Origin of the sequence: uncultured Chloroflexus sp. (assembly GCF_938091255.1) — a bacterium.
GTDB lineage: Bacteria > Chloroflexota > Chloroflexia > Chloroflexales > Chloroflexaceae > Chloroflexus.
Genome location: NZ_CALLJH010000034.1, coordinates 1 through 14453, shown reverse-complemented (window position 1 = coordinate 14453; position 14453 = coordinate 1). Strand labels below are relative to the sequence as shown.

The following is a 14453-nucleotide window of genomic DNA, read 5'->3' as shown; positions in this document are numbered from 1 at the left end:
GCCTTCCTTCGCTGCTATAATCAAGCTTGGATGCGATATGATACGGGCACAGCATCGCTGTGCCCTGATATTTAGTTCGGCCAAACCCTGTGTTATTGGTAACACCCCGCTGTTGCCACGGTGATGCGACCCATCATCTGATCGAAAGGGAAAGGATGAACGTGGTGCGTCTTGTCGTGCTTGTCCTGATAGCCGTATTTATAGTTGGTTGCGCTGCTCCGTCAGCCCCAACGCCGACCCCGCCGCCAACGGCTACGCCGTCGCCGGTACCCTCACCAACCCCCTCGCCTACAACGACCCCTGTCCCAACTCCAACCGCTGCTGCGGCGCCGGCGGGCAGTGCGATTCCGGCGGCAATTCGCCAAACGGCTACTATCGATACCTATCGAATGCAGTTGGTTTTGCGCGGCAGCGGGTTAGTTGGCGGGTTCAATCTGGGTAATGCGACAACCGAACTGCTAGGGCTTGATGCGCAATTTGCCGGTGCCGATGTCTCGTTTACGTTGCGTGGCTTTCTGGCGGCGTTTCTCGGCGCTGACGTGACCCGCGGCTTGCAGGCAATGACGGTGGGAGGGGTAAGTTATGCCCGCGGCCCGCTAACTTTTCTCGGTGCGCCTGATGATGTCTGGTATCGGTTAGCCCCCGAACAGAGCGCGATTGCCACGCCGCCAGCGCAGGTCGATACTACATTGAGCGCAGTAGGCAACGCCGGCGCCGATTTCAGTCGCTTTACCGCTGGTGCGACCGCTGAACGTAACGGCGTTCGTTGCCAAGAGTATCGCGGTGATCGCGACGCAACGACAGCCCTTTTCGCCAGTCTTAATGCCGTCGGTCTCCCTACGCAGTTGCCTGAAAGTGCAATTACTGACGCGGCAGCGCAGGTTTGGGTGTGCGATGATGGGTATCTGCACCAACTTACCATTACCTTCACCGGCACGGCGACCGATCCGCAAGGTCAAGCGCAACCCTTCTCATTCGCGCTCGATGTGCAACTCAGCGAGATCAATGGGTCGATCCGGCTTATGCCTCCGGCCGATTTCCGTGATTTGCCGGCGCCGGGGAATGGGACGCCTAGACCGTGAGTGATTTAGGCTGCGCTGTGGGAGGGGTGCTCGCGCTCCTCATATTGGGGCGCGGGCTGCGGGCGGGCCGCCCGTGCTTCCAATAGCATGCAACGATCTATGCTGCTCAGACGTACTGTTATGCGGGAAGAATAGTAGTGTGCGGGATCTTTGCGTCTGCTGCGGGCAAAGGAGTATGCCCATGAGTAGGAGAACTCGCTGGTTGGTTGGGCTAGCGCTAGCCCTGTTGCTGCTTACGCCGGTATTGGCCCAAGGTCGGCTGGTGCTGGTCGACCCGGCTGGCCGGCTGAACGAATCGGCGGTGCAAGCCGCTGCCGGCCCCCTGATCCGGCGCGGTGCGCAGGTGGCGGTGTATGTGGTTGATAACGGTGGCGAGGCTGATTTTAATCGCCGCTTGATCGCCGATGGCCTTGGCCGTAGCGATGGTTCGGTGCGCTCGAATTTGATCGCGATCTATGTTGCGGTCAATGATCGCTACAGCGCGATCGTTTTCGGTGATGATTGGAATGCGGCGCTGGCAGTAAATGACAACTATGAGACGATCCGTTCCACCCAGCTTAACCCCGGTCTGGCCGCCGGTGATTTTACCCGCGGCGTGACCAGCGCTTTGACAGCGATTGAAACAGCGATTGTAAATCCGCCCCGGCCCGGCGGCGGTTTGACGATCAATACCGATTTGACTCCAGTGGTAATCGGCGGGTTGGGCTTGGCTGGCGCGGCTGCGGCTGGGGCGGGCGCGTACCAATTGCGCCGTCGCCGGCAGACGCGGCAGGCTGCTGAGAAGCGCCTGCGCGATGCTCGCGAACAGGCGGGAGGATGGGTAGTGCAGCTCGGCCAGCGGTTTGCTGACGCCGCAGAAAAGGCTAAATACGACCGCGTTTCGTACCCGCCAGCGGCAGTGGCCGAGTTGCTCCAAATGCAAGAAGCGGCGCGCAACGCCTTTACTGCTCTGAAGGTCACTTTTGACGAGATCGGCGAGCAACTGAACCGTGAAGCGAAGCCGTCGCTGGAAGCGTTAGCTGCGGCGGCTACGGCCTATGAACAATTGCAGGAAAAGGCGGCTACGGTTGCTGAACGATTACACGCGCTTGAGCAGCGCCGCGCCGAACTCGATGCGCTGGCGCGTCAAGCGCAGGAGGATGTCGATCAGGCAAAAAAAGTCCTGACCGGCGTCGCTGAACGGCTGCCGCAGTTTGGCAATGAGCTGGCCGATCATGCCGGAGTGTTAGCCCCAGCGCAGCGCGAGCTGGAGCGCGCCGTCGCGGTGCTAGCGCAGCTCGAGGCGGCGGCGGCGAGTACGGCGGCGCGAGCGGCGTCGGTCATAGGGCAGACGTTGATCAATATTCTGGATCGTTACGCCAAGGCGCGCGCGGCTATTGCGCAGGGTCGCCGCACCGCCGAGGCGTTGGCTGCCGAAGGTTATCGCATGGATGCCTGCCATGCCGCGCTGGATGCGGCCCGCGCAGCGCTTGACCGGTTGGCCGCCGCGTTGCAGCAAGGTGATTTGGAAACGGCGGAAGCGGCAATCATGGAAGCGGAAGCGGCGTTGGAGCGCGCCCGTCAAGAAGGGTTCGATCTGCCTGCGATCCGCGCCGAGAACGAGCGGCGGATCGCGGCGCTAGCTGAGCGTGGCCCGCAGATTGCCGATCTGATTGCCCAAGGGCGCGAGGCGTTCGATCTGGTTGATGAGTTTGCCGAGAGTACGTGGGCAGATATTTGCGGCAACGGCAGCGAGGCCGAGGCGGCGGCTGAGCGAGCGTTTGAGCATTGGGAAGCAGCTAAAGCTGCGAACACCATGGAAACGCAAGAGTTTTTGGCCGCGCGCTCGTACCTCGATGCCGCCGAGCAGGAGCTTGATCACGTCGAGCGGCTGATCGGCGCGATTACCGACCGCTTACGCGCACTGGAGCATGCCCGTGCTATTGCCCGCGATCTCTTGGCTGAAGCTGATCGGTCGATCAACGCTGGCCGTTCGTTTGTGGCCGCTCACGATGCCGATGTTAGCCCGCAGGCCGACACCTTGCTGGCACGCGCGGCCACCCTCTTGCAAGCAGCCCAAGCCGAAGCCGCCAAACCTAACCCCGATTGGCTGCGGCTGGTGCAAGATGCGCAAGAGGCTGACCGGCTGGCCGATCAGGCGCTAGCTGGCGCGCGTGATGAAGCCGAACAGACTGCCCGCTTGCGCGAACGCGCCCAGCAGGCACAGCAGTTAGCAACCGCCGAAGTGCAAAAGTTGGTGCATTACGCCTCGGTGCATGACGCTGATCTAGCCCCGGCGACTATCCAGCAGATCGAGCAGGTGCGGCAGCAGGTACAGCAGACATTTGCCTTGATGCGCCAAGCCGAGGAACGCGAGGATGCCGCCCGCCGGCAGGTGCTGACCGAGACGATTGAACGCTATCAAGTCATCTTGCAAATGGCGATGGCAGCCTATCAAGCCGCGTATGCCGATGTGCAACGGCTGGAAGCGTTGCGTGCCCAACTTAATCAAGCGTTGCAGCAGGCCCGTGATCGGTTGGATCGGATTGAACGGCTGCGTACAGCGTCGCTCTTGGGTTGGCCGGCTTCGGTAAGCGGCAAATATACCGCGTTACAGCAGCGGTTTAATCACATCCGGTTGCCAATCAACGGTGAACAGGCCCTAAACGCAGCATTGGCTGAGGCAAAGGCAATTATTACCGCAGCGGATGAACTGCTCCTGACGTTGCAACCATCATTGTCATCGCGGACTGCCACCGATAGTGTCGCTTCGACAATCGGGCGAGCTGCCGGCGGTTGGGGGTACAGCCGGAGTTGGAGCAGCTCATCACGGCGCAGCTCTTGGGGCAGCTCCTCGTCGAGCAGCAGTGGCTGGAGTAGCCGCGGCGGCGGTGGCGGTTCGTTCGGTCGCGGCGGCGGTGGCGGCTCATTTGGCAGGCGCGGTGGCGGCGGCGGCTGGTAATTCTAACCGCTCCGGTGCTGCTTCCGCCAGCGTTTGCCACGGCATGAGATAGTCGTCATTCACTTCCGGTTGCGGCGCCGCCAGCAACCGGCGGGGGCCGTAGCGGAAGAAGAGGCCGTGTGCCGCGCACCGGAGGTACGTGCCCTCGGAGGTGAGTGGCTGGCCGCAGCGGGGGCAGGTGAGGTTGGTGTGCATGATCTCCTCCTTCAAAATCACACGCCGCTTGACCCTTTTGGGTCAGCGGCGTTGCATTCCTCGGCCTCTTTACCGGTAGATAATCTCTCCTTAGTTATTGTACAATATGGACGTTACACTGTACAGTCGTTTTATGCGGTGATAGCACCGGATGCAGATGGCTCAACTGGGTTGATGGTGCCATGCGGGCGGCGCAGTTGGTGATTGAGCGGGGCGATTATGGCTAAACATCCCCTAGCAATGGCGCTGGCGAAAGTGATTATTGCGGCGGCGTGGGCCGATGGCGAGTTGACGCTAGATGAGATCAACGATTTGAAGCGGTTGTTGGCCGAGTTGGGCCAAACCAGCGGCAATCTCGCATTAACCGCCGAAGAGTGGGCTGAGCTGGAAATTTATCTCCATTCACCGGTGGAGGCTGCCGAACGGGCGCGGTTGATCGCCGATCTGCGTGATCTGATTGCAACGCCGACTGAGCGCCAGATTGCAATCAGTGCCATCGATCGCTTGCTTGCCGCCGATCGGGTGTTAACGCCAGCCGAGCGCGCGGTTGCCCAAGAAATTCATGCCGCGCTCGATCACGATAACCATAGCCTGCTCCACCAATTGGGCCGCGCCTTCCGCTTGGCGCTTGGCATTCGCGCTCGTGGTCCCAATCGCGAAGATCTGTTGCAAGAGTTTTTGCGCAACCGGATTTATTACGCATTGAACATGCGTCTTGGCATCCATATTGACGAACTGGGTGTTGATCAGCGCGAGGTCTACGCGCTGGCTTTAGCCGGTGGCCTATTAGCCCACGTCGCGCGTGCCGATAAGGAGGTGACCCCGGCTGAGCATGATAAGATTGTAGCGATTCTCGAAGAATGGTGGCATCTCGACCATGCCCGCGCCACACTTGTGGCCGAGGTGGCCTTGGCTGAGAGTGCGGCCAGCCTTGATTTCTTCCGTCTCGCCAAAGAGTTTGCCGAGTCAACCTCGGTCGAGCAGCGCGAACGATTTCTTGATGCGCTGTTTGCGGTGGCTCTCGCTGACGGCGAACTGTCTGGCGCTGAAAGCGCCGAGATTAGCCGGATCACTGCCGCTATTAACCTGCCTCATGATCGCTTTGTGGCGGCGCGGATGCGTTTGCCGCGCCAACCCGGAAAACGCTTATGATGGTGACCCTCTTTGCGCCGCTTGACATGCATCTGCATCTGCGCGAAGGCGCGATGTTGCGCCTTGTCGCGCCTTTTTCCGCCACCCAATTCGCCGGCGCTGTGATTATGCCAAACCTGATCCCGCCGGTGGATAACGCCGAGCGGTTGGCGCGCTATCGAGCCGAGATTCTGGCTGCGACGGAACCCTACCCGTTTCTGCCGCTGATGACGCTCTTTTTCCGCCCGTATGATGCGGCGACGTTGCGGTCGCTGCGTGATCAGATCTTTGCGATTAAGCTCTACCCCGCAGGTGTGACCACCAACAGCGCTGGCGGGGTGAGCGATCTGGCCGCGATTGAGCCAACGCTAGCGCTGATGGAAGAACTAGGTATTCCGCTGCTAGTGCATGGCGAGAGCCACGGCTTTGTGCTTGATCGCGAAGCCGAGTTTTTGCCTGTCTACGAGCGGTGGGCGCGCGCGTTTCCGCGCCTGCGGATTGTGATGGAGCATATTACCACTGCCGCCGCGCTCGATCTGCTCGACCGCTATCCCAATCTGTTTGCGACGGTGACACTGCATCACCTAATGATTACACTCGATGATGTAGCTGGTGAGTTGTTGCAGCCGCACCTCTTCTGTAAGCCGATTGCAAAGCGTCCGGCGGATCGCGATGCGCTGCTGGCGGCGGCGTTGGCTGGCTATCCCAAGCTGATGTTGGGCAGTGACTCCGCTCCGCACCCGATTGATCGCAAAGAAGCCGCCTTCTGCGCTGCCGGGGTCTTTTCGGCGCCGGTGCTGCTGCCGCTGCTGGTTGAGCTGTTTGAGCGCCACGATGCGCTCGATCGCTTGCCGGCGTTTGTCAGCGGCAATGCTTGCCGTATCCACGGTTTGACCCCGCCAGCGCGTATGGTGCGGCTGGTTGAAGAACCGTGGCAGGTGCCGGATCGTTATGGCAATGTCGTGCCGTTTGCTGCCGGCCAGACGTTGCGCTGGCGGGTGGTGAACGAGGAAGCCAAGGCGTAGAGGTGCAGAGGTTCTTAACGCAAAAGACGCGAAGAACGCAAATGGGTTTGCGGGAATGTCATAAGACGAGTTGTCTCGCTCGCCCGATACCGCTTCGCGCTTTTACGTCTATCAAACCTTGGCGATCCTGTGCGTGCTTTACGCCTTTGCGGTTACATGCGCTGCGCCTTACGTAATCGCCTTGCCCGCCAACCCGCCGCCCCACACGTCGGGAGGCGGCGGCGGCATAAACAGATCGGTCACATCAATTGCTCGCCGCAACCGGCCAAAGGTGGTAGCGATGAAGGTGATCCGGCGCAAGCGCGCTGCCAGCACCGGTCGCTCCAGCTCGCACAGCGGCCCAAGATCGATCCGGTAGTAGCGTTCGCTAGCGCGGGGATGGTTAGGTTCGTCAGGCAAGAGATCACGACGCTGCACGATGTGATAGCGCAGCACGGCAGCGTAACGCTGCACCCGCCATCGCTCAGCACCGAAGGATCCCGGTTGGTAGAAGGCGAGATAATCAGCGGCAAGACGGGGCGGGGCATAGCTCAGCGGTAGCCGGTACCACCCCGCGCTGCGGGCTAGTTCAAGGTCACGGGGACGCGGCACGATTACCACCAGTACCCGCGCGTCATTATCAGGTTCTAGCATAGCGATCTCCGGTTGAGTACATCGCGGAGGTAGCCTCCTCTAATGGAGGGGCGCTTTCTCCCTCTCCCGGCGGGAAGGGCTGACGGTGCTTACCCCCAACCTTCCCCCGTTGGAGTGAGAGGAAGATCTTCCATTGGTGAGCGCGTCGGTGTCATTGCGAGCCGCCGGAGGCGGCGAAGCAATCTCCCCAAAAGCGGAGGATATTCGTTAACGTTGAAGGGGGAAATGCTTTGGGCGCTTACGTGCCCTCGCAATGACAAACGCTGGCGCGATCCATGTCCTCCGTTCCATTAGTTTGGCTCGTTTCCGCCAGCCGATCCGTGGTACACTACAAACAGGCCCTCTATATATGAAACCGTCGCAACTTGCCAAACGTTATGCGCTTTTTTCGTCAATTTTTGCTCATCATAACCATCGTGTTCGCGTTGGCGGCCTGCGCAGCGCCGGCTCAGCCGACCGTGCGGGCAAGCATCGGTGCGATCGAGGCGGTCAATGCTGATAACAGTGAAGGGTTTGAGCGTGTCACGACGCCGCGACTGTTCGTGTTTCCTGCCGATCACGGCCCGCACCCGGCCTTCCAAACCGAATGGTGGTACTACACCGGCAACCTCACCGCCGACAATGGCCGGCGCTTTGGCTTTCAACTGACCTTCTTCCGCCGCGCGCTCAGCCCCAGTCCGCCGGCCCGCGAGTCGGCGTGGGCAGCGAGTGAAGTGTACATGGCCCATTTTGCCCTGAGCGACATCGATGGCGGCCAGTTTTACGCCTTCGAGCGGTTTAGTCGCGCTGCGGCGGGGTTGGCCGGCGCCAGCGGCGAACCGTTCCGTGTTTTTCTCAACGATTGGTCAGTGGAAGGCAGCGGCCCGGAAGGCATGACGATGCATCTGCGCGCTGCTCAAGATGATGTTGCCCTCGACTTGATCGCGGTCAATAGCCGACCGCCGGTACTCCAAGGCAATGCTGGCGTGAGCCAGAAGGGGTCGCAGATTGGCAATGCCTCGGCGTACTACTCACTCACTCGTATGGTTAGTGAGGGTACGATCCGCATTGGCGCGACGACGTATGCGGTGCGCGGCTTGACGTGGATGGATCGCGAGTGGGGTACCAGTGCGCTCGAAGAGGGGCTGACAGGATGGGATTGGTTTGCGTTGCAGCTTGAGAGTGGGCACGATCTGATGTATTACCAACTACGCGAAGCCGACGGCAGGCCGTCGCCGTTTGTTGGCGGTAGTCTCGTATTGCCCGACGATACCGTGATCATTCTCGAGCCCGGCGATGTCGAGCTGAGCGTGACCGATACGTGGCGTAGCCCGCGCAGCGGTGCGGTCTATCCTTCCGGTTGGCGCTTGCGCCTGCCGCGCTATGGGTTAGACCTCACTATCACGCCGGCAATACGCGATCAAGAATTGCCCGTGACTGTGGTCTATTGGGAAGGAGCGGTGACGGTGAGCGGCACGATGAGCGGGCGCGGCTATGTGGAATTGACCGGCTATGCTGACACGAAATGAGCCGGCGCTGCCGCCGATCACATTGATCAGCGGCTTCCTTGGCAGCGGCAAGACGACGCTGTTGCGCCGGCTGTTGGCTCGTGCCGATCGCCGAATCGGCGTGATCGTCAATGAGTTTGGTGTGATTGGGATTGACGGCGCGTTGTTGGCACAAAGTGGCGCTAGTCAGTTGATCGAATTGAGCGGCGGGTGTGTGTGTTGTGTGGCCGGCAGCGATCTGATCTTGGCGATCGAAACGCTCTCGAATAGCGGCCTGCTCGACGCCATTGCAATTGAAACGAGCGGTTTGGCCGAGCCGGGAGCGATTGTGCGCCAGCTCCGCGCTGTGGATATTTCGCTCGATGCGCTCGTGACGCTGGTGTCAGCCGCCGATTATGAGCAGGCGCTGGCTGCAACTCCCTTGGCGATGCGCCAGATTCAGGTTGCCGATCTGATCATACTGACCCATGGCGATCTGGTTGATGCACAGACGATGCATGGTGTCACCGGACAGATTCGCCAGCTTAACCGGCGCGCGCCGATTGTGCCAGCAAGCTATGGTGATGTCTCGCCTGATCTGATCTTCAGTCCGCGCAGCGATGGCCACCTGCCGGCTGAGTTGTCCCACCAGCATGCTGAATTTCACGCGCTAAGCTGGCAAGCCGATCTGCCGTTGCGCCGATCAACGTTCGAACAGGCCCTGCGCGATCTGGCGGTAAAGGGCCTTTTCCGCGCCAAAGGGATTGTCTACTGCACCGACTCGCCGTGGGCCGATGAAGTGCATCTGGTAGCCGGCAGGCTGCGCTTGAGCGCGCTACGGCTTGCGCAGCGGTCTATACCGCTCTGCCGACTAGTGCTGATCGGGCGTGAACAGGCGCTGGCTGAGGCTAGCGTTGCCCTCGACGCCTGCATTGATAGCGCCGAACGAATCGCACAGTGGCGCGCGCGTTGCACTGAAGGCGAATGAAGGGACGCTGGCAAAGACAGCTTGACCGGCTTGTTGTTCAGCGACAATCACGTCGCGGAGTCGTGGGAGATCATTGGTATAAGTGGCAATTGTATTGGCTGCATTAGCGCAGAGCCGTGCGTGCAGCTTTGCAATACGCTGGCCGAGGCCGCCGTCAAGTAGCCACCGTCCGGCGATGCGCTGCTGATCTAACGATCTCATATTGCGATCTTCCCGCCAAATGACTTCGGCGATCAGATGGATCAACCAGCCGGCCCGTCCAGCGTTCAGATCGGCAGCTAGATCAAGTGCGTCATCGCGTAATTGGCGAGCCAGAATTAGCCAGTTGAGCACGCCAGCCAATGTATGCCAAGCCGGATCATCCGGCGGCAGGCCGGCCAGTGTCAAATGTGCGATTTGCGTTACGTGCCAACCCGCAGCACGATCGCACACCCACTGCGCGGTTAGCGCCTGCAATTGCCAAGGTTGCCATTGACCATCAACAGCCCGCGCCGCCAGTTCGCGCCGGTAAGCGGCGACCATTCGGTGTTCCAAGCTGTGCAATAAGTAATGGCTGATGCCAAGACGCAGAAACATCCGCCACGATCGTCGCCCCAATGCGTGCGCCAATCGTCCGGTATACGCCGGCATTTCACCATCGAGGCACGCATCGCGTAGGGTTGCAGCCCAACTACCGCACAGCGTGGCGAGTGCCGCACGACAAAGAATGGGGGCCGGAAGCGGCCAGCGGGGAGCCAGCCAATATGGCCACAGCGTTAACAGCCGGTGCAATTCACCGTCAAGCGCTTGACGTGCTGGCATCTGCAATGAGAATGGCAGCCTGACGATCAGTCGGGTTAGCTTGATCTGAATCGTTTGCCAGCGCCTGCGTTCGGTTGGTGACAGCGATAGCATAATGTGGTTCAGGCAGCCTCTGAATAATCACCGCCGTTATATCATCGCTCTGTTCTAACTCACCGCGAAAATCGGCGACAGCGGCCCACATATGGTCGAGCGCTTGTTGGGGATCAGTGGCATCAATTTGGCGGATCAGATTCATCAACCGATCAAACCCAAACAGCTCGCGCTGAGCGTTACGGGTCTCGAAGAAGCCATCAGTCAACAAAAATACCTGATCTCCCAATTGGAGGTTGAGCGTGATCTCGGAATATTCAACGGTCGGTTGCACACCAAGCGGCAGGCTCGGGCAGCCGATCTCGTGAACCTGATCACCGCGCCGGAGATAGGGGAAGGGATGACCAGCGGTGGCAAAGATGAGCGTTGAGGTCGCCGGATCGAGGATGCCGAGAAATACAGTCACATATTGGGCCTGCAAGCCATCACGGCAGAGCATTTCATTCGTAGCGCGCAAGACGGCTGCCGGCGATTGGTAAGCAGCAATGTGTGAACGTAAGAGCGAGCGAACCATAACCATCATGAGTGCAGCCGGAACACTTTTGCCGGTAACATCAGCCACCACAATGGCCCAGCGCCCATCGGGCAGTTGCACAAAATCGTAAAAATCGCCGCTCGTTTCACGGGCCGCTTCTAGGCGAGCGACGATCCGAATGTCTCCGAGTGGTGGCGGCGGCGGTGGATAGAGGCGCTGCTGGATATGACGGGCCAGTTCTAATTCATAGCGGACCATCTGGTCTTGCATCAATTGCAGACGAGCTTGATTGAGCTGGCGCTGTGATGCAGAGAGTTGCCATTGATAAAAGGAGATAGCGACCCATACCAGAATAGTGTAAATCAAGATAGGAATAAAGAACCCAGTCGATTCTTCAAAAACGCCTCGCGGTGTGGGGTTGACGGTAAATATTATGACATAAACGGCAAAGATCACTATCAGATTACCGATTGTGATCAAGCCGGCGAACCGCCAACCCAACAATAATCCGGCGAGAATTACGAATAAGGGGGTCGTTTCGGCGAATATCGTTACACGAAGCAGATCGTGTTCGATCGCATTCGCCACCATGATCAACAAAATGCCGAGATTTGTCCAAAGAACCAACAAGACGGCGCCGATTCGTTCACGCTCATGGCGGATCAACCATTCTATCCATCCGTTGACTGCTAAGGATGTTACCACAATTGCATAGTACAACGGCCGGGAAAGGGGTGGAATCAGCATGATCAGCAGCGCGACAATCGTCAGCAGCACAACAAGATTGTTGAGCATCCGCAACATCGTGTGCAGGCGCAACTGCTCATTCTGGGCATCGATCTGCCCTAGCAATTCATTCACAACGTTGGCATCTCGCGGTTTCATAACGTGTTGCAAATGCTCAGCGTCTCACCTAATCGCTAACTCCACCCGCTGAGTGAAGTCGCTTGCTGATCGATATTCTCAAGCTGCTTGCGTTGCGCCGGATCAGCAAGCGCTTTGCGCAATCGATCCATTTCGGCAGGATCGGGCTGCAATCCAGCCTCTTTAGCTGCGGCATCCGGATCAGCGAGCAGCCGCTTGCGGAAAGTAGGATCAAGCACGGCTCTGCCGATCAGCCGTTCAAAATCAGGGCTCATGCGGACGTGGCCTCCTAGTCTTTTATGCGATACTGCCTGCAGTTTATCAATATACCATTTTTTAGTAAGCAGGCAAGAAAGCTGTGGATCGTCGCCGGTTGACAACGTTAGTGATTTGTATTATTATAATTAATAACGTTACTATGAACAAGAAAGGACTTCCCACTATATGCGATTGCGATACCGTATTGCTCTGCTTGCTCTTGTCCTGTTCATTGGTTGGTTGCCGGTACGTGTAGCTTCGCGGGAAAGTACGCCGCCGCAGTTGACAATTGTTGGTGGCACGCCGGTGGCGCCGGGCGAATATCCGTGGCTCGTTGCATTGTTGATCGCTGAGATTACCGATGAGGCGGCTGCGTTTTGCGGTGGTGCGTTGATTGATGATGGAGGTGCGTTTACTACAACTCAGTGGGTGTTAACCGCATCCCATTGTCTGGTAGATAGCGATGGGAATATTGCTGACCCAGCCTCGATCCAAGTGCTGGTTGGTCAGCAAGACCTGTCGCAAGCGACTGCTGCCCAACGCTATGATGTTGCTGAAGTGATTGTTCATCCGTTCTACGTACAAGACAGCGTACTCTACAACGATGTGGCGCTCTTGCATTTGGCTAATCCGGTGAATGGCATCTCGCCGATCCGGATTGCTACGCCGGCGGACGCAGTACGGTTTGCTCCGGGGGAGACGGCTTACATTGCTGGGTGGGGCAACCGGTTACCTCAAACCGGCTTTGACTTCCCCAATGTCGCTCATAAGGCGCAAGTGCCGATTGTTGATCTGGCAACGTGCAATGAGCGGTATGATGATGCGCTGAGTTCAATGCACCTCTGCGCTGGCCAGTATCCCGCTGGTGGTGTTGATACGTGTCAAGGCGACAGCGGTGGGCCGTTGATGGTATCGGATGGGAGTGGTGGTTTCTTGCATGCCGGTATTGTTAGCTTCGGTATCGGCTGTAGTTGGCCGCACTTTCCCGGCGTGTATGCACGTACTGCCTTCTTCGCCGACTGGATTACTGCGCAGATAAGCGGTGCCGCCCATGTCGATATCTGGCAATCGCCACTGTCTGATGATCCGGAAATGCCTCTTCATATCTCGACTGCGGCTCCAAATACACCCTTTACATATCTCGTGCAGGTTGCGAATAGTGGTAGATTGCCGCTGACGAGTGTGGTTGCTACCGTCACTGTGCCGACTGGAGCGACACTGGTAAGTGGTAGTATCAGTGATGACGGCGTCTACAATAGTAGTACAAACACCGTTACGTGGTCGCTTGGCGCTCTGGACGCCGGTGAAGTGCGGGGACTTACTTATGAAGTACAGGCTGTGGCAAGCGTGACTGCTGGAGCGGTGAACGTTGTAGCCGGTAGCACTAGTGGGCCCGTTACAAGTTCTGGTCGCGATCCTGTAACCACGGTTATCAATCAGCCACGCCTCTTCGTCGCTGCGTTCGCCCCAATGTTTGTCGAAGTAGGTTCTGATTATTCGATGCTGTTCACTATTATTAATTTTGGGCAAGGCCCAGCAGCAGGAGTAAGCAACCTGAACTTCGTCGTTGATTTGCCGACGGGGGTAACGCCGGTGGCAATCAGTGACGGCGGTACGCAAACTGGGAGTCAGGTGATCTGGCCGGTAGCCGAAATTTCTGGGGGCGATAACATTTATGAAGCGTTGAGCTTCGCTTCTGGCAACATCGGTGATGTGCTGCGTATTACGAATTATGGGGCATACCTTGGTACGACACCGCAGCGGTATGGTACGGGGGTGCAGGTCATCACCGGGCCGGCAGTGCGGTATTTGCCGATTATTAGTCGTTAGTCGTGCCTGTCGGGACGCAGCAGTGCTGCTCGGCAGATGGGAGGCCGGCGTGCCCGGGTACCCCCACCCCCGGCCCCACCCCTACACGGGGGGAGGGGAGTATTCTCTCCTCCCCTCGTGGGAGAGGGGGCTAGGGGGGTGAGGGAAGCGAGGAGATGATCCCCCCACTCCCACACGGGGGGATTTCTCCTATGCAGGCGGAATGTATCTCGCCCCTCGCAATCCGCTCAGCGCGGTAGATGTGCTACGCCCGTCCTTCCCCTGCTGTCCCCTGCAGGTGGGAGGCCAGCGCTGCTGGGGACAGCGGTACGCGATACACACTCTCTCGCCCCTGCGGGGAGAATGGGAGTGCTGCACCTATACATGAAACCGTGATGGAAACAGATTGGTTAGTGGCACATATTATAGTAGTGACAAGGGGTATCGATCTCACGCCAGCGTGGAGATCGCGACCATGCCCCAATGCACCGGCCGGATCCATTCATCGATCTCACGCCAGCGTGGAGATTGCTACATGCGACCCTATCTTTCTCTCGTGCTGTGCTTGCTTATTGCTACCTTGGTCGGTTCGCCGGTGTTTGCCCAAGGCCGATTACAGATCCACGACCCGCTTAATCAGCTTCGTCAACCAGCGTTGATCCAACAAGCCGCCGCGCCGTTGATCGAGCGCG

At 58.7% G+C, this 14453-nt stretch carries 12 protein-coding genes; 7 read left to right on the top strand and 5 right to left on the bottom strand.

Annotation, left to right across the window (positions count from 1 at the left end; genetic code table 11):
- The first annotated feature begins 161 nt into the window (after positions 1 to 161).
- Both Q1A00_RS12165 and Q1A00_RS12160 read left to right on the top strand, forming a co-directional pair.
- Positions 162 to 1082 (top strand): hypothetical protein, encoded by a 921-nt coding sequence (locus Q1A00_RS12165; protein WP_298402318.1) that lies wholly within the window; start codon positions 162 to 164, stop codon positions 1080 to 1082.
- Between the two features lie 181 nt (positions 1083 to 1263).
- Positions 1264 to 4023: a TPM domain-containing protein gene (locus tag Q1A00_RS12160; RefSeq protein ID WP_298402316.1), complete on the top strand. Its 2760-nt coding sequence runs from the start codon at positions 1264 to 1266 to the stop codon at positions 4021 to 4023.
- Here Q1A00_RS12160 and Q1A00_RS12155 read toward each other — a convergent pair.
- Positions 3988 to 4218 (bottom strand): hypothetical protein, encoded by a 231-nt coding sequence (locus Q1A00_RS12155; protein WP_298402314.1) that lies wholly within the window; start codon positions 4216 to 4218, stop codon positions 3988 to 3990. The two genes, Q1A00_RS12160 and Q1A00_RS12155, sit on opposite strands and share 36 nt — an antisense overlap.
- 219 nt (positions 4219 to 4437) lie before the next feature.
- On the opposite strand from Q1A00_RS12155, the gene Q1A00_RS12150 reads away from it, so the two are divergent.
- Positions 4438 to 5370, top strand: a complete 933-nt coding sequence (locus Q1A00_RS12150) for a TerB family tellurite resistance protein (protein WP_298402311.1) — start codon at positions 4438 to 4440, stop codon at positions 5368 to 5370.
- Positions 5367 to 6374 carry a dihydroorotase gene (pyrC, locus tag Q1A00_RS12145; protein ID WP_298402309.1) on the top strand — a complete coding sequence of 336 codons (1008 nt, stop codon included), beginning with the start codon at positions 5367 to 5369 and terminating at the stop codon, positions 6372 to 6374. Before Q1A00_RS12150 ends, pyrC begins: the two co-directional genes overlap by 4 nt.
- Positions 6375 to 6542: 168 nt before the next feature.
- On the opposite strand, the gene Q1A00_RS12140 is transcribed toward pyrC, so the two are convergent.
- Positions 6543 to 7007, bottom strand: coding sequence for a hypothetical protein (locus tag Q1A00_RS12140; RefSeq protein WP_299757052.1), 465 nt, complete (start codon positions 7005 to 7007; stop codon positions 6543 to 6545).
- 377 nt (positions 7008 to 7384) lie between these two features.
- Between Q1A00_RS12140 and Q1A00_RS12135 the strand changes: the two genes are divergently transcribed.
- Positions 7385 to 8515: a lipocalin-like domain-containing protein gene (locus tag Q1A00_RS12135; protein WP_298402305.1), complete on the top strand. Its 1131-nt coding sequence runs from the start codon at positions 7385 to 7387 to the stop codon at positions 8513 to 8515.
- The gene (locus tag Q1A00_RS12130; RefSeq protein WP_298402303.1) at positions 8499 to 9461 is read left to right on the top strand and encodes a GTP-binding protein; all 963 of its coding nucleotides are present in this window, start codon (positions 8499 to 8501) and stop codon (positions 9459 to 9461) included. Before Q1A00_RS12135 ends, Q1A00_RS12130 begins: the two co-directional genes overlap by 17 nt.
- Here the strand turns inward: Q1A00_RS12130 and Q1A00_RS12125 are convergent.
- From Q1A00_RS12125 to Q1A00_RS12115, 3 genes are read right to left on the bottom strand one after another with little or no spacing between them, the layout of a single operon-like run.
- Positions 9345 to 10262 (bottom strand): hypothetical protein, encoded by a 918-nt coding sequence (locus Q1A00_RS12125; RefSeq protein WP_298402301.1) that lies wholly within the window; start codon positions 10260 to 10262, stop codon positions 9345 to 9347. The genes Q1A00_RS12130 and Q1A00_RS12125 overlap by 117 nt on opposite strands.
- Positions 10240 to 11715 carry a SpoIIE family protein phosphatase gene (locus tag Q1A00_RS12120; RefSeq protein WP_298402299.1) on the bottom strand — a complete coding sequence of 492 codons (1476 nt, stop codon included), beginning with the start codon at positions 11713 to 11715 and terminating at the stop codon, positions 10240 to 10242. The genes Q1A00_RS12125 and Q1A00_RS12120 overlap by 23 nt, the downstream gene beginning before the upstream one ends.
- A 35-nt stretch (positions 11716 to 11750) precedes the next feature.
- Positions 11751 to 11969, bottom strand: coding sequence for a Franean1_4349 family RiPP (locus Q1A00_RS12115; protein WP_298402297.1), 219 nt, complete (start codon positions 11967 to 11969; stop codon positions 11751 to 11753).
- Between the two features lie 169 nt (positions 11970 to 12138).
- On the opposite strand from Q1A00_RS12115, the gene Q1A00_RS12110 reads away from it, so the two are divergent.
- A complete protein-coding gene (locus tag Q1A00_RS12110; protein WP_299757047.1) occupies positions 12139 to 13782 on the top strand; it encodes a trypsin-like serine protease in 1644 nt (547 codons plus the stop codon).
- Positions 13783 to 14453: the final 671 nt, after the last annotated feature.

Bases quoted from the DNA above. Each gene is read 5' to 3' on its own strand.
- Q1A00_RS12160 (WP_298402316.1), top strand. From the start codon at position 1,264: ATGAGTAGGAGAACTCGCTGGTTGGTTGGGCTAGCGCTAGCCCTGTTG.
- Q1A00_RS12155 (WP_298402314.1), bottom strand. From the start codon at position 4,218: ATGCACACCAACCTCACCTGCCCCCGCTGCGGCCAGCCACTCACCTCC.
- Q1A00_RS12150 (WP_298402311.1), top strand. From the start codon at position 4,438: ATGGCTAAACATCCCCTAGCAATGGCGCTGGCGAAAGTGATTATTGCG.
- pyrC (WP_298402309.1), top strand. From the start codon at position 5,367: ATGATGGTGACCCTCTTTGCGCCGCTTGACATGCATCTGCATCTGCGC.
- Q1A00_RS12140 (WP_299757052.1), bottom strand. From the start codon at position 7,007: ATGCTAGAACCTGATAATGACGCGCGGGTACTGGTGGTAATCGTGCCG.
- Q1A00_RS12135 (WP_298402305.1), top strand. From the start codon at position 7,385: ATGCGCTTTTTTCGTCAATTTTTGCTCATCATAACCATCGTGTTCGCG.
- Q1A00_RS12130 (WP_298402303.1), top strand. From the start codon at position 8,499: ATGCTGACACGAAATGAGCCGGCGCTGCCGCCGATCACATTGATCAGC.
- Q1A00_RS12125 (WP_298402301.1), bottom strand. From the start codon at position 10,262: ATGCCAGCACGTCAAGCGCTTGACGGTGAATTGCACCGGCTGTTAACG.
- Q1A00_RS12120 (WP_298402299.1), bottom strand. From the start codon at position 11,715: ATGAAACCGCGAGATGCCAACGTTGTGAATGAATTGCTAGGGCAGATC.
- Q1A00_RS12115 (WP_298402297.1), bottom strand. From the start codon at position 11,969: ATGAGCCCTGATTTTGAACGGCTGATCGGCAGAGCCGTGCTTGATCCT.
- Q1A00_RS12110 (WP_299757047.1), top strand. From the start codon at position 12,139: ATGCGATTGCGATACCGTATTGCTCTGCTTGCTCTTGTCCTGTTCATT.